This is a genomic window from Arthrobacter bambusae, assembly GCF_022606295.1.
Lineage (GTDB): Bacteria > Actinomycetota > Actinomycetes > Actinomycetales > Micrococcaceae > Arthrobacter > Arthrobacter bambusae_A.
In genome coordinates, this window is record NZ_JAHHZS010000027.1 from 1 (window position 1) to 14,869 (window position 14,869).

At 65.4% G+C, this 14,869-nt stretch carries 13 protein-coding genes; 10 read left to right on the top strand and 3 right to left on the bottom strand.

Going from position 1 to position 14,869, the window contains the following annotated elements; genetic code table 11:
• Positions 1-18 precede the first annotated feature (18 nt).
• Positions 19-1,530 (bottom strand): helix-turn-helix transcriptional regulator, encoded by a 1,512-nt coding sequence (locus KNN17_RS16685; protein ID WP_241710080.1) that lies wholly within the window; start codon positions 1,528-1,530, stop codon positions 19-21.
• Between KNN17_RS16685 and KNN17_RS16690 the strand changes: the two genes are divergently transcribed.
• From KNN17_RS16690 to aceB, 3 genes are all read left to right on the top strand, one after another.
• A complete protein-coding gene (locus KNN17_RS16690; protein ID WP_241710123.1) occupies positions 1,517-1,702 on the top strand; it encodes a hypothetical protein in 186 nt (61 codons plus the stop codon). The two genes, KNN17_RS16685 and KNN17_RS16690, sit on opposite strands and share 14 nt — an antisense overlap.
• A complete protein-coding gene (gene aceA, locus KNN17_RS16695; protein ID WP_241710081.1) occupies positions 1,686-3,020 on the top strand; it encodes an isocitrate lyase in 1,335 nt (444 codons plus the stop codon). The genes KNN17_RS16690 and aceA overlap by 17 nt, the downstream gene beginning before the upstream one ends.
• A gap of 149 nt (positions 3,021-3,169) precedes the next feature.
• The gene (gene aceB, locus KNN17_RS16700; RefSeq protein ID WP_241710082.1) at positions 3,170-4,831 is read left to right on the top strand and encodes a malate synthase A; all 1,662 of its coding nucleotides are present in this window, start codon (positions 3,170-3,172) and stop codon (positions 4,829-4,831) included.
• 206 nt (positions 4,832-5,037) lie between these two features.
• Here aceB and KNN17_RS16705 read toward each other — a convergent pair whose 3' ends face one another.
• Complete coding sequence (locus tag KNN17_RS16705; protein ID WP_241710083.1) at positions 5,038-6,234, bottom strand: MFS transporter; 1,197 nt, start codon at positions 6,232-6,234, stop codon at positions 5,038-5,040.
• A gap of 83 nt (positions 6,235-6,317) precedes the next feature.
• Positions 6,318-7,538 (bottom strand): ROK family transcriptional regulator, encoded by a 1,221-nt coding sequence (locus KNN17_RS16710; protein WP_241710084.1) that lies wholly within the window; start codon positions 7,536-7,538, stop codon positions 6,318-6,320.
• A gap of 178 nt (positions 7,539-7,716) precedes the next feature.
• Here KNN17_RS16710 and KNN17_RS16715 point away from each other — a divergent pair, with 178 nt between their 5' ends.
• From KNN17_RS16715 to KNN17_RS16745, 7 genes are all read left to right on the top strand, one after another.
• On the top strand, positions 7,717-8,829 hold the full coding sequence (locus KNN17_RS16715; RefSeq protein ID WP_241710085.1) for a Gfo/Idh/MocA family protein: 1,113 nt from the start codon (positions 7,717-7,719) through the stop codon (positions 8,827-8,829).
• The gene (locus KNN17_RS16720; protein WP_241710086.1) at positions 8,826-9,626 is read left to right on the top strand and encodes a hypothetical protein; all 801 of its coding nucleotides are present in this window, start codon (positions 8,826-8,828) and stop codon (positions 9,624-9,626) included. Before KNN17_RS16715 ends, KNN17_RS16720 begins: the two co-directional genes overlap by 4 nt.
• 132 nt (positions 9,627-9,758) lie before the next feature.
• Positions 9,759-11,069: an ABC transporter substrate-binding protein gene (locus KNN17_RS16725; protein ID WP_241710087.1), complete on the top strand. Its 1,311-nt coding sequence runs from the start codon at positions 9,759-9,761 to the stop codon at positions 11,067-11,069.
• Positions 11,070-11,075: 6 nt separating this feature from the next.
• Positions 11,076-12,056, top strand: a complete 981-nt coding sequence (locus KNN17_RS16730) for a carbohydrate ABC transporter permease (RefSeq protein WP_241710088.1) — start codon at positions 11,076-11,078, stop codon at positions 12,054-12,056.
• The gene (locus KNN17_RS16735) at positions 12,056-12,949 is read left to right on the top strand and encodes a carbohydrate ABC transporter permease (protein ID WP_241710089.1); all 894 of its coding nucleotides are present in this window, start codon (positions 12,056-12,058) and stop codon (positions 12,947-12,949) included. The genes KNN17_RS16730 and KNN17_RS16735 overlap by 1 nt, the downstream gene beginning before the upstream one ends.
• Before the next feature lie 40 nt (positions 12,950-12,989).
• Positions 12,990-13,733, top strand: coding sequence for a sugar phosphate isomerase/epimerase family protein (locus KNN17_RS16740; RefSeq protein ID WP_241710090.1), 744 nt, complete (start codon positions 12,990-12,992; stop codon positions 13,731-13,733).
• Positions 13,730-14,866 carry a Gfo/Idh/MocA family protein gene (locus KNN17_RS16745; RefSeq protein WP_241710091.1) on the top strand — a complete coding sequence of 379 codons (1,137 nt, stop codon included), beginning with the start codon at positions 13,730-13,732 and terminating at the stop codon, positions 14,864-14,866. The genes KNN17_RS16740 and KNN17_RS16745 overlap by 4 nt, the downstream gene beginning before the upstream one ends.
• The last annotated feature ends 3 nt before the right edge of the window (positions 14,867-14,869 follow it).

A 14,869-nucleotide genomic window follows, 5' to 3' on the forward strand; every position in this document is an offset into this window, starting at 1 on the left:
GTTGCAATTGCCCGGAAGCTACCCGGAGTGCGCCTCCAGGAACGCGTACACCTCGGTCTCGTCGACGCCGGGGAACGCACCCGGCGGCATGGCCGCCAACAGGTGCGAGTGGGCGCGCGCGGAGGGCCAGGCGTTGCCTGCCCACGAAGAAGCCAACGACGCCGGCGGGCGCTTGCAGCAGTTCGGGTCCGGGCACGTCGAAGTAGCCCGCGCCGTCGTCTCCCTCCCGCGGAACCACTTCACGTGCTGGTACGGCACGCCGATGCTGAGCGAGAACTCGCCCGCCGCCGAGCGCTCGGTCCGCGCCGTGCACCAATAGGTGCCTGAGACGGTGTCCGTGTATTGGCTGTAGGCGCTGAACTTGTCCGGAACGTCGAACACCGCCCGCGAAGTCCATGCTTTGCACGCCGGCTGGCCCTCGATGGCGCCGGTATGGTCCTGGGGGAACGCCACGCCGTCGTTCTCGTAGGCCTTGTAGATGATGCCGCTCTGGTGGGTTTTCTGGAAATGTGTGGTGATTCCCAAGTGCTTCGTCGCGAGGTTGGTGAACCGGTGGGCCGCAGTTTCATAGGACACGGCGAAGGCGTCCCGGATGTCCTCGACCGCGATCTCCTTGGCAGCTTTCGCCTTCTGCAGGAACTCGAGGGTGGCGTTCTCGGGCAGGAGGAGCGCCGCGGCAAAATAGTTGGTCGCGACGCGCTGCGCCAGGAAGTCGCCGTAGTTCTTGGGCGTTTCGTGGCCCAGGACGTAGTGCCCCAGGGCCTGCAGGAGGACCGAGCGGGGATCGTGGTCCTGCCGTTGACTTTGCGTGAGATAAATTCGGTGATTCTTTAGATCAGTCACTGAACGGGTGGAATGGGGCAGGTCGCCCACGTGGTGCAGGGTGAATCCGAGGTGGTCCGCGATGTCCGCAATGACGTGCTGGCTCAAGGGTCCGGTCGTGTAGCCAACGCCTTTGAGGACCTTTTGCGCTTCGGCCTCGTACTCCGGAAAGTAGTTGCCGCGCTCCCGCATCATGGCACGCAGTTCGCCGTTCGCGCGCCGAGCCTCTTCCGGCGTCGCAACCTGCTCGTTGAGCTTGCGTTCGAGCTCCTGCAGGAGGCCCACTTGCGACTCGAGGACATCGAGCGGAAGCCGCGCGCTGACGCGGACTTTGGGCAGGTTCAGCGACTCGTACAGGGGCCCGCGCTGGTACCGTTCCAGCTCGATTTCCAGGGCCGCGCGGCGGCTGGGCGGTTCGGCCCCGAGGAGCTGTTCGATGCCGACATTCAGTGCCGCGGCGAGCTGCGTCAGCAGGCCCAGTTTGGGCTCGCGCTTGCCGTTCTCAATGAGGCTCAGCTGGCTCGGTGCGGTCCCGACGGCGGCGCTCACGTCGTCGAGGGTCAGCCCGGCCTGCTTGCGCAGATACCGCACGCGGCGGCCCAGGCTGATCACGTCCAGCTCGGCGGTGGAAGCAGACGACGACGGCGACGGTACTTCGCGGTTCCAGCTCACAGGTGACATTTCTTGAGGATACGTGAAGAAGTGCATTTCTTTCCATGGTTTCCATCTAGAAAGCCTCGTGGAAGTGCTGAAAAGTAATAACTACGAAGTCCCGGTCGGAATGATCTGCAATGGCGCAGTCAAGGCCGGCCGGGGCGGCAAACTCAGCAACACGCCAAAACAGCGTCAAAGGAGACAGAACAATGACCGCAGCATTTGAACCAGGGCAGCCCACCTCCGCAACCGAGCAGGCCGCAGCACTGGAGCTCGAATGGGCTGCCAACCCGCGTTGGGAAGGCGTCACCCGCGACTACTCGGCCACCGACGTCGTCCGCCTCCGCGGCCGTGTCTCCGAGGAACACACCCTGGCCAGGCGCGGCTCCGAGAAGCTGTGGAAGCAACTCACGGAGGAAGCCAAGACCGGCGGTTACACCAATGCCCTCGGCGCGCTGACCGGCAACCAGGCCGTGCAGCAGGTCAAAGCCGGCCTGCGGGCCATCTACCTCTCCGGCTGGCAGGTCGCCGCCGACGCCAACAACTCCGGCCACACCTACCCGGACCAGTCGCTCTACCCGGCCAACTCGGTTCCCACCGTGGTCCGCCGCATCAACAACGCCCTGCTCCGCGCCGACCAGATCGAATTCTCCGAGGGCATCCAGACGGTCGAGGACTGGCTGGTCCCGATCGTCGCCGACGCCGAAGCCGGTTTCGGCGGCCCGCTGAACGCCTACGAGCTCATGAAATCCATGATCCAGGCCGGCGCCGCGGGCGTGCACTGGGAAGACCAGCTCGCCTCCGAGAAGAAGTGCGGCCACCTCGGCGGCAAGGTGCTCATCCCCACCCAGCAGCACGTCCGGACACTGAACGCCGCCCGCCTCGCGGCCGACGTCGCGGGCACCCCTTCGGTGATCATCGCCCGTACCGACGCCGAGGCAGCCACCCTGATCACCTCCGACGTCGACGAGCGCGACCAGGAATTCATCCTCCGCGAAGCGGGACAGCCGGTCCGCACGGCGGAGGGCTTCTACAAGGTCCGCAACGGCATCGAACCCTGCATCGCCCGCGCCAAGGCCTACGCCCCGTACTCGGACCTCATCTGGATGGAAACCGGCACCCCGGACCTGGAACTCGCCCGCAAGTTCGCCGAGTCCGTCAAGGCCGAGTTCCCCGACCAGATGCTCTCGTACAACTGCTCGCCGTCGTTCAACTGGCGCAAGCACTTGGACGACGCCACCATCGCGAAGTTCCAGCGGGAGCTCGGCGCCATGGGCTTCACGTTCCAGTTCATCACCCTGGCCGGCTTCCACGCCCTGAACTACTCGATGTTCGACCTCGCCCACGGCTACGCCCGCGAAGGCATGAGCGCCTACGTCGAACTTCAGGAGAAGGAATTCGCCTCCGAGTCCCGCGGCTACACCGCAACCAAGCACCAGCGCGAAGTCGGCACCGGCTACTTCGACGACATCGCAACTGCGCTCAACCCGAACGCATCCACCCTGGCCCTGGTGGGATCCACCGAAGAAGGCCAGTTCCACTAATCCCCAGCCGCCCCCTCCACTCGCAAGCTCGCGAGGGAACCCGGAGGCCGTGGGCCCACTTCCCCAACTAGGTAGCACTAGGTGTCGTTTTGAGCCCTCAAAACGACACCTAGTGCGAGTCAGTTGGGACCATTCAAGGAGCCACTCCCATGAACAGCTTCACTGACAATTACACGCTCAACGGCATCACGCTGACCGCCCAGCCAATTCACCGGCAGAACGAGGTACTTACCCCGGATGCCATTGCGTTCGTGGCAGCCCTGCACCGCGCGACGGCGGAGCGCCGCCAGGAGCTGATGCAGGCGCGGCACGCACGCCGTGGCCAGATCGCGAGCGGCCAGGATCCGCGGTTCCTCCCGGAGACGGCGGACATCCGCAACGACCCGAACTGGCGCGTCGCTCCCCCGGCCCCGGGCCTGGAGGACCGCCGGGTGGAGATCACTGGGCCGGTTGACCGGAAGATGACCATCAACGCGCTCAACTCGGGCGCCAAGGTGTGGCTGGCCGACATGGAAGACTCCTCCACCCCCACGTGGCGGAACGTCATCCAGGGCCAGCTGAACCTCACCGATGCCCTGGAACGCCGGATCGACTTCACGTCAACCGACGGCCACAACAGCAAGGAATACAAGCTCCGTGCCGCCGAGGAGCTGCCGACCATCGTGGTCCGGCCCCGCGGCTGGCACCTCCCGGAGAAGCACATGCTCATCGACGGGAAGCCCGTTGCCGGCGGCGTGGTGGACTTCGGCTTGTTCTTCTTCCACAACGCCCGCCGCCTGCTCGCGCAGGGCAAGGGCCCGTACTTCTACCTGCCCAAGATCGAGAACCACCTCGAAGCCCGCCTCTGGAACGACATCTTCATCCTGGCCCAGGACCTGCTCGGCATCCCGCAGGGCACCATCCGCGCCACGGTGTTGATCGAGACCATCACGGCGGCATTCGAGATGGAGGAGATCCTGTACGAGCTGCGCGATCACGCCTCGGGCCTGAACGCCGGCCGCTGGGACTACATCTTCTCCGTCATCAAGAACTTCCGCACCCGCGGCCCCCGCTTCGTGCTCCCGGACCGCGCCCAGGTCTCCATGACCCAGCCGTTCATGCGCTCCTACACCGAGCAACTGGTCCGGGCCTGCCACCGGCGCGGCGCCATGGCGATCGGCGGCATGGCCGCTGCCGTTCCCAACCGCAAGGACGAGGCCGCCAACACGGCAGCGTTCGAGAAAGTCCGCGCGGACAAGACCCGCGAAGCCGGCGACGGTTTCGACGGTTCCTGGGTCGCGCACCCTGACCTGGTTCCGGTCTGCCGCGAAGTGTTCGACGGCGTACTCGGCGAGCGTCCGAACCAACTGGACCGCTCACGCGAGGATGTCACCCCGGACGACCGGGCCCTGATCGACGTCGCCTCCACCGAGGGAACCATCACCGAAACCGGCATCCGGAACAACATCGAAGTGGGTATCCGCTACATCGAGTCCTGGCTGCGCGGCAACGGCGCCGTGGCCATCCACAACCTCATGGAAGACGCGGCCACCGCTGAGATCTCCCGCTCCCAGCTCTGGCAGTGGATCTACTCCCACGCCATCACCGACACCGGTGAAGTCATCACCCGCGAATGGATCAACGACCTCCTGGACGAGGAGTTCGCCCGCCTGGAACGCTTCGATGACGACCGGTTCAACGATGCCCGCAGTATCTTCGAGGAAGTCACACTGGCTGAGGAGTTCCCGACCTTCCTGACCATCCCGGCCTACGCCCGCTACCTCACGGAGGCCCGCGAAGAAGCCACCAAGGAAGAACTCGTAGCGGCCTGAGCCCAAAGATAGAGCCCCCGTCCGCTGGGCTGCCTGCACTCTTCGCAACAAGTGACCCCGATGGTCGGGGAGGCAGCCCAGCGACGGACCCCCTCACCACCCAACTAACTCGCAGTTGTTGTCGTTTTGGAGCGTCATAACGACAACAACTGCGAGTTAGTTGGGTAGGCGACGACGGCGGGACCCGCCTACCATCGTGAGCGCACCTAACGTTGCCGGGCCACCCAGCGCACCGAGACGGTGGTGCAGACGCAGAACGCTGCCACCGAGCCAAGGATGACGAGGAGCGGCACGGTCCAGCTGCCGGAGATGCCGTGCACGTAGCCGATGATGGTGGGAGCCAGGGCCGCGAAGCAGTAACCGACCCCCTGCACGACGGCGGACATCTTGCCTGCCGAGGCCTGGTCGCGGGCGAACCTGATGATGGCGATGAAGATGACCGTGATGCCGCCACCCTGGGCGACTCCGCCGAGCGAGGACCACAGCCACCACCAACCCGGGGCCAGCAACAAGCCCAACGGCACCGTGAGCCACAAGGCACCCAAGGTGGCCGCTACCGCCGTCGTACTGGTAAAACGGGCGAGCAGCGGCACGCCGAGGCCACCGACAATCGCGAAAATCTGGAAGAGCGACGATCCCGCGCCGGCTTGTGCGGTTCCCATGCCCAGCTCGTCGGCCAGGAAGCTCGGAAGCCACGCCGTCACGCCGTAGTACGAGAATGCCTGGCCTGCGAAGCCGAGCGTCAGGCCAACGGTCAGCCAGCCAACGCCGGAAGCCTTCCCGCCCCGCGATCCCTCGGCGGCCGGCACCGCAGCCGGAACGAACGCGCGGCGGGCACCGACCGTGGGGATCCAGAAAACGATGGCCACCAGCGCCAGGAGGGCACTCGCCGCGAGGGCAAGCCGCCAACCCACAAGTTCCGCGAGCGGTGCGGTGGCCACCGAGGTCAGGAAGGACCCGATGTTCAGTGCCGCCGTGTAGACGCCCATCGCTGTTGCCTGGCGCCGCGGCGCGAAGTCCCGGCGGATGATGAGCGGCACTGCGATGTTCCCGATGGTGATGGCGAGGCCGATGAGGACCGTACCCGCCATGACCGGAACGCCGCCGCCGCTTGAGCGGATCACGACGCCGGCCAGCACGCCCACCAGCGTGAGCATCACTGCGAATTCAGCGCCGAACCTGCGTCCGGCCATCGAGGCCAGCGGCGCGGCGAGCGCGAAGCAGAGCACGGGAATGCCCGTCAGCAGCCCGAGTTCCACGGGTGAGAATCCAAGGTCCCGTTTGAGGGAATCCACCACCGGCGCCACCGCGACGAAGGGTCCTCGCATGTTGAGGGCGATGAGGCCTATGCACGCGAGGATCAGCCAGCCTCGTGGGACCTTGGCGAGGAATTGGCTGGTCATGGGGTGCGCTGGAGGGCGGGGAAAGTAGGCATCACCTTCATTGCTATCACGGCATGCAGCTGCGGAACGCCATAAGTCGCCGCTCAGCCCGTTGCCTGCAGCGTGGCTTCAATCACGGCCGGGGACAAAACGTGCTGGGTGACCATCTGGCTCGCACCCAGGATCGCGGCCTGGTCGCCCGCCATCGAGATGCCGATGCGCAGGTGCGAGGTGGCCAAGGGAAGGGAGCGCCGATAGACGACTTCGCGGATACCGGCCACAAGGTGCTCACCGGCCTCCCCCATGCTGCCGCCAATCACGATCATGGAGGGGTTGAGCAGATTGACCACGGTTGCCAGGACATCGCCGACGTCGCGTCCGGCCTGCCGGAGTGCCTGGATCGCCTGGAGGTTTCCGTCGGCCACGAGATGCAGCACATCGCCGCCGTTGCTGGCAGCGAGTCCTTGGGCGTGGAGCTGGCGGGCGACGGCGGGTCCCGAGGCGAGCGCTTCAAGGCAGCCGTAGTTCCCGCAACGGCAGAGGACGTCGTCGCCGCGGGGAACCCGGACGTGGCCGAGGTCCCCGGCCGTGCCGTTGGCACCGCGCTGCAGCTCGCCGCTGCTGATGATGCCCGCGCCGATGCCCGTGGCGATTTTGATGAAGAGCAAATTGTCGTGGTCCGGCCAGTAGGCCGTGCGTTCGCCGAGGGCCATGATGTTGACGTCGTTGTCCACGAGGACCGGGACCGGCAGCGAGCGTTGCATGTAACGGACCACGTCGAACCCGTCCCAGCCGGGCATGATCGGTGGTTTGATCGGCCTGCCGCTGTCGTGTTCCACCGGTCCGGGCAGCCCGATGCCGATTCCGGCAAGGTCTTCAAGCTTGCGGCCTGCCTCGGTGAGGAGCTCCCGCCCTGCAGCCACCACCCTGCCGAGCACCACCTCGGGACCGTCAGCGACTTCCTGCGCGAGGCGTCGCTCGGCCAAAACAGTTCCACCGAGATCGGTGACGGCGACGATCACGTGCGTAGCTCCGACGTCGACCGCCAGGACAACACGGGCCGCAGGGTTGAAAGCAAAGCGCGACGGCGGCCTGCCGCCGCTGGAACTCGCCTCGCCGGCCGGGCCCACGAGTCCGGAGTTCATCAGGGCGTCAATGCGCGAGGCGACGGTGGAACGGGCGAGCCCGGTAGTGATGGCGAGTTCTGCCCGGGTTCGTGCCTGGCCGTCGCGAAGAAGCTGAAACAGATCTCCTGCACGCGAAAGGCTCCCGGCGTCCTGTACGGGGCCGTCCTTGCCGGGGTCTTTTCCGGGTGCTGAGGTCATGCATCAGTGATAGCACGATTGCTTATGGGTGTCACGCAGTAAAAAGATTGTCGAATGTTTTTCAACTTTTGCTTGCTCATCGACAAAAGTCGTCGTAGGTTGTTTGTGAGAAGGGTCACGTAGCCCACGAAGCCACGCTGAAACTCCAGAGACTCCGTTTACGAAGAGGTAACTGATCTTGTCCAGCCACTCACAGGCAACACCGCTAGGATCACCGAAGCCCCTCGGCGTCGGCATCCTTGGCGCCGGCCCGGTCACCCAAGCAATCCACCTTCCCTCCCTGGCCCGGCTCCGTAACATCCTGGAAGTCCGCCACATCATGGACGTCGACGCCGCGGTCGCCGAATCGGTGGCAGCCCGCGTCGGCGCCAACCACAGCACCAGCATGGACGCGCTCCTGGGCGATCCCGACGTCGACATCGTGGCCATCTGCAGCCCCCACCAATTCCATGCGGACCAAGTCATCGCAGCGTGCCGCGCGGGAAAGAAGGCCGTCCTCTGCGAAAAGCCTTTCGCCATGAGCGGCGAGGAAGCAGCCCGGATTTCGGCGGTCAGCGCGGAAACGGGCGTGCCGATCATCGTGGGCGCCATGCACACCTTCGATCCAGGCTGGCTCGCAGCAGAAGCCAACTGGGGCGATCTGCCCGAGAACGTCCATACCATCCGCTCTTCCATCGTCCTTCCGCCCAATGCCCGCTTCGAAGACTTCGCCACCGAAATCATCACGCGGCCCGCAGGCAGCACCCCCGACTACAGCGACATCGAGGTCATCAAGAGCGCCCTCCGCGGCGGCATCATGGGACTCGCCATCCACGACCTCCCCCTCGTCCGCCGCTTCACCCCGGACTTCGAGGACCTCGAGGTGCTGCAGGCACGCCATGTGCGCCCCTTCGGTTACGTGATCTCCCTGCGTTGCGGAAAACACGGCGCCGGTGACCGGATCATCGAACTCAGGGCAGCCATGAACGCCACCTGGAAGCCGGAATGGGCGTTCGAAGCGATCTCGGACGACGCAGCCCTTCGCGTGGACTTCACCCCTTCCTACGTGCAGGCGGGTTCCGCCGTCGCAACCATCACCCGCAATGCCACGAGCACCACCTACGGACCCTTCGAGCACAACGGCTACGAGGGCGAATGGCGCGAACTCGCCCAACTGGCACTCGGAACAAAGCAACCGCCGTCCGCTGAGACCCTCATCAATGACCTCACCTTCGCGATAGCCATTGCCGACGCCACAGTGGATGTTGCGGCCGCGGAACACGCGAACAGCCATGCAGGAGCCCGCTCATGAGCGCCCAGTACACGGTCGCCGCCACCCCGCGGGCCGAAGAGAGCGGCGCGGTAGGACTCGCGGTCGCGTCGCTTCCTGCGAGCTTCGGCCCCGTGGCCGCCGGGGAGGCCGCACGGATCTCCGCCCTCGACGGCACCCCCGGCTGGACCACGGAGGCCATCAAGGCGATCGACGGCGGAGCATCGGGCATCGTCGTCGTCAACCCGGTCCCGGAAAATACCGCCGCCCTGCTCGACGCCGCTGAAGCCGCCGGCGTGGCGGTTGTCCTGGACCAACGCTGGGCCTCCAACCCCGGCCTCGCAGGAGCCGAGGACGCCGTCCGCACGGTCGCCGGCCGCGCCGCGATGCTGGACGCTGTCGCGACGGCCGCGGCAGGCACGGATCCGGAACGGCTGCTCACCGAGCATCTCGCCGCCGTCGTACGCGTCACCGGACAACTGGACGCGCTTCGCGTCCTGCGCCACGGTCCGCACGGCTACACGGTTTCCGGGCGGCTTGCCAACGGTGCCCCGGTTTCGCTCCAGGGCGTGCTGAGCAACTCCCGGCCCGCCGGCGTCGACTTCCGCCTCTACACCGACGACGGCGGTGTCAGCATTGCGGTCCCGGAACCGCTTGCCGCCTGGCCGGCCGAAGTCCGCGCTACCGGGCCCCAAGGGGAAATCCTCCTGCCCACGCTGTACGAATCCGCCCACCGCACCACCTGGCGCCGGCTCAAGGAACACCTCGACGCCGGCACTCTCCCTTCCGATCTGGCCGGCTTTGCCCGGTTGACGGAATCCATCGCGCACCTGACCTGAACCTGCACTTCTCCTCCACGCAACCAGCGCAATCGAGCAAAACAGAGCACCAAAGCAATCATTAGCCTTCTCGACGACGAGCCGGACCGCACCAAACGCGCAGACCACGCAGCGGTCCCGAAAGGAATCATCATGAATGTTCAGTCCGAAGCCAAGCGTAATTTCTCCCGCAGGGGATTCCTCGGCCTCACGGCGGCAGCAGCCGCCGTCCCCCTGCTCGCAGCTTGCGGGGGCGGCTCCAGCTCGAGCTCCGCCGGCGGCGCGATCAAGTTCTGGGACATGCCGTGGGCCACAACGGCCTATAACGATGCCGCGAAGAAGATCACCGACGGCTTCTCGGGGGCCAACAGCAAGGCCAGCTACCAGATCATCCAGTGGAACAACTTCTACCAGACGTTCTCCTCGGCCATCGCGTCCAAGACCGGACCCGCGGTGTCCACCGGTGGTGGATTCCAGGCGTTCCAGTTCGAGCAGCAGGGCCAGATCGCGTACGCGGACAAGGTTGTCGACGCGCTGAAGAAGAACGGCCAGTTCGATGACTTCCTTCCGGGCGTCCTGGAGCCGTTCAAGTCGGACAAGGGCTACGTCGCTGTTCCGTGGCAGCTGGACATGCGCCCCCTCTGGTACCGCAAGTCCCTCTTCGACCAGGCCGGCGTTGCGGTTCCTACCGACTGGCCCAGCCTGCTTGAAGCCGGCAAGAAGCTCAAGGGCATTGGCGCCGTCGGATTCGCGACAGGCTCCGGAGCCGGCAACAACATCGGCAACCACTTGATGATCATGATGATGATCAACAACGGCGGTGGCGTCTTCACCAAGGACGGCCAGTTGGACGTCATGAACGACCGCAACGTGGAAGCCACCGAATTCCTGCTCGAACTGGTCTCCAACGGCATCATCGATCCGGCGGCCGTCAGCTACACCTCGGACAACCTCGACGCGCAGTGGAAGAACAAGAAGGCCGCTTTCGGCATGTACGTGCTCGGCGTCCCGCAGCGCGTGGGAGATACCTCGGGGGACCTCATGGTGGCAAGCCCGATGGCAGGTCCGCACGGCGACAAAGCCACGCTGGTGTTCCCGAACAACATCATGATGTACAAGAACACTCCTTCCCAGGACGCCTCCGAGGCCTTCCTGACTTACTACATGGGCCAGCTCAAGACCCTCTGGCAGCAGAAGCTCATGAACGCCCTCCCGGTCTTCAAGTCCATCACCGAACTTCCCGAGTTTGCCAGCGATCCCAACAACGTCAAGATCGTCAAGGAATACCAGCCCATCGCGAAGACCTTCGCCGCCCAGGGAACCTCCCTCAACGCCAACCTCGCTGTCCTCGACGGCGGCCAGGCACTCAACCAGTTCACCCAGACCATCCTCACGGGCAAGACCGACGCCAAGTCGGCGCTGACAGCCTTCCAGAGCGGTCTCCAGTCAGTCCTCAAGAAGTAAAACGCCATGTCATCGACCACAGCGCAATCGGGCCTGGCCCGGGCCCGCCGGGGCCTCGCACCCGGCGGGCCCGGGGGCGGGTCCCGTACCCACAACGGCGGCCTGAACCGCAAGAGCAAACTGTCGGGCCAGACCAAACGGACCTTCTTCTGGCTCCTCCTGCCCTCGATCGTCCTGCTCGTCCTGATCAACGGCTACCCGCTGATCTACGCGGGCGTCCAGGCAACCCACGACGGCTCCCTGATCGACACCGGCAACTTCGTCGGCGTCGACAACTTCGCCACCGTCCTGTCCTCGCCCGCCTTCTGGAAAGCCGCGCAGTTCACCCTGTGGTTCACCATCGTCGGCGTCTTCGGCTCCTGGCTGGTGGGCCTGGGCCTGGCCCTGCTCCTACGCACCAAGATCCCGGCGGGCGGCACCTTCAAGGTCCTGCTCCTCCTGCCCTGGGTGGTGCCGATCGTGGTGTCCTCCACCGCCTGGAACTGGCTCGTCGCCACCCCGGACAGCCTCATCCCGTCCATCTTCCGCAACCTTGGACTCGGCACGCCGCTGTTCCTTGCCGACCCGCACCTCGCCGCCGTCATGGTCATGGTCTTCAAGGTCTGGGTCAGCTTCCCCTTCATGATGATGATGATCTCCGCCGCCCTGGCCTCCGTGGACACCACCGTCTACGAAGCCGCAAGCATGGACGGTGCCAGCAAGTGGCAGCAGTTCACCCAGATCACGCTGCCGATGATCGCCCGCTCCACCTACATCAGCTGGATCCTGATGACGATCTTCTGCGTGAACGACTTCCCCACCATCTACCTGCTCACCGGCGGCGGCCCCGTCGACGCCACCACCTCCCTCGTGGTCCTGGCCTACCGCAGCGTCTTCCAGGACTTCCAGACCGGTCCCGGCGTCGCCATCGCCTTCCTCATGACCCTCACCCTCGTCGTCGTGTCGGTCTTCCTGTACCGCCAGATCCGAAAGTCGAGCGTCGAATAATGAGCGCAGTACTGCACGCCCACCCCGAATCCGGACCCGCGCTCGGCGTCGCGGGACCCCAGAAAACCCGCCGCACCCTCTCCGAAGCCGGCTTGCGCGGACGATGGTGGCGGTTTGTCCTGATCCTGGCCATCACCGCGATCGTCCTCGTCCCGATCATGGTCACTGTGATCCTCGCCCTCACGCCGGGCCCGAACAGCACCGCCACCGGCCTGACCCTGGAAAACATCACCGGCGTCTTCTCCAAGACCCTCGCAGGCACCTGGCTGACAAACAGCCTCATCACCACGCTCTCCACGGTGGTCGTCTCCGTCGCCGTCGCGGCGCCCGCCGGCTATGTCCTCTCCCGCGGCCGCTCCAAAGCCGTCTCCGGCTACTCCCTGCTGCTCTTCGTCATGCAGTCCTTGCCGATCATCACCTCCGTGGTGCCGCTGTTCATCCTGTTCGCAGGCATGGGACTCGTGGACAACCTGCTCGGCCTGATCATCATCTACGTCGGCTCCACCATGACGGTGGCCACCTGGATGATGGCCGCCTACTTCGATTCCATCCCGGTCAGCCTTGAGGAAGCCTCCTGGATCGACGGCTGCTCGGTGTTCGGATCGTTCACGAAGGTGGTGCTGCGCAATTCCCTGCCCGGGATCCTGTCCACAGCCATCTTCGCCTTCCTCCTGGCTTGGAACGACTACCTCGTCGCGATCGTGTTCTTGCGCTCCAACGAAATCTTCACCCTCCCGGTCGGCGTGCAGTCCTTCTTCCAGCAAAACCTCACCGACTGGTCCGGCGTCATGGCCCTCGCCGTCGTCATGATGCTCCCGCCCATCATCGTTTTCGCCACCCTGAACAAGTACTTCAGCGTCGGCGGCATCGGCGGATCCCTCGCCGGCCGCTAATTCGAACCTTTTCATGCAACTGACAACGCAAAGGAAAACCATGTCTTACTCCATCCAGCTGTACACCTTGCGCAATGCCATCCAGGAAGACCTGCCGGGCACCATCAAGAAGGTTGCCGAGATCGGTTTCACGCAGGTTGAACCCTACAATTTCGTGGCAACGGCAAAGGAACTGGGCGCTGCCTTGAAGGAGAACGGGCTGCGCGCCCCCTCCGGCCACGCGCCGCTGCTGAGCCAGGACCAGGATGAGATCTTCGCCGCTGCGAAGGAACTGGGCATTGCAACGGTCATCGATCCCTACTTGCCCGCAGAGCACTGGCAGAACGCCGAGGACATCCAGGCCACCGCCGCAAAGCTCAACGCCGCCGCGAAGAAAGGGGCCGAATACGGCATCCGCGTCGGCTACCACAACCACGCCTGGGAACTTGAGTCCACCGTCGAAGGCCAGACGGCCCTGGAGTACTTCGAAGGCCTCCTCGACCCGGAACTCGTCCTGGAGGTGGACACCTACTGGGCTGCGGTCGGTGGCCAGAACCCCGTGGAACTGCTCGCGCGCCTCGGTGACCGCGTGAAGTTCATCCACATCAAGGACGGCCCCGGCACCACGGACACGAAAGCCCAGTTGCCGGCGGGCCAGGGCACCATCCCGGTGCTCGACGTCGTTGCTGCCGCCAAGTCCCTCGAGGTAGGCGTCGTTGAGTTCGACGACTACGCTGGCGACATCTTCGAAGGCATTGCCCAGAGCCTCGCCTTCCTCCACGCAGCACAGGATGTGAACGCATGAGCACCGCAACGCACCAGACCACACCGTCCACCCGCCGGGGGCCCGTCGGCGTCGCCGTCATCGGCGCCGGCAACATCAGCAAGGCCTACCTGGACAACCTGACGGTTTTCCCGGACCTGAAGGTTTATGTCATCGCGGACCTGTTCGAGGAAGCCGCCCAGGCACGGGCCAAGGAATACGGCATCCCCGAGTGGGGTGGCGTGGACGCGGCCCTGAACCATCCCGACGTCGAGATCATCGTGAACCTCACCATCCCGGCGGCGCACGTCGAGGTGGCCACTGCTGCGGTGAACGCCGGCAAGCATGTCTGGACCGAGAAGCCGTTCTCCCTGGACCGCGAATCCGGTTTGGCCCTGTTGAAGACGGCCGACGCGGCAGGCATCCGCCTCGGCTGCGCACCGGACACCTTCCTGGGCGCAGGACTGCAGACGGCCCGCCGGATCATCGAACGCGGTGACATCGGCACCCCGCTGACTGCCTTGACCATGTTCCAGACCCCTGGCCCGGAGTCCTGGCACCCGAACCCGTCATTCCTCTTCGCCCACGGCGCAGGCCCGCTTTTCGACATGGGCCCGTACTACGTCACCGCGCTGGTCCAGACTTTCGGTTCGGTCCGCAAGGTCGCCGCCGTCGGGTCCAAGGCCAAGGAAGTCCGCGTGGTCGGTTCCGGGCCCAAGGCAGGCGAGGAATTCGCCGTCGAGGTCCCCACCCACGTGTCCGCGATGCTCCAGTTCGAGGGCGGTACTTCCTCGCACAGTGTGTTCAGCTTCGAGTCCCCCCGCCTGCGGATGGGCTTCGTGGAGATCACCGGTACCGAGGGCACCCTGGAACTGCCGGACCCCAACAACTTCGACGGCGACCTCAAGCTATGGCGCGCCGGGGCCGACGAAGCTGAAATCATTCCCGCCACGGGACCGGCCAACGGCCGCGGGATGGGCGTGCTGGACATGGCCCGTTCCCTGCGCGCCGGGGTCCCGCACCGCGCCCAGGGAGCCCTCGCCTACCATGTGGTCGATACCCTGGTTTCCATTTCCGAGTCCGCCGAAACCGGCACCTTCGTAGGCGTCGACAGCTCCGCCGTGACCTCCCAGGCCCTCCCCGAGGACTGGGACCCGATGGCCGCCACCCTCTAGGAA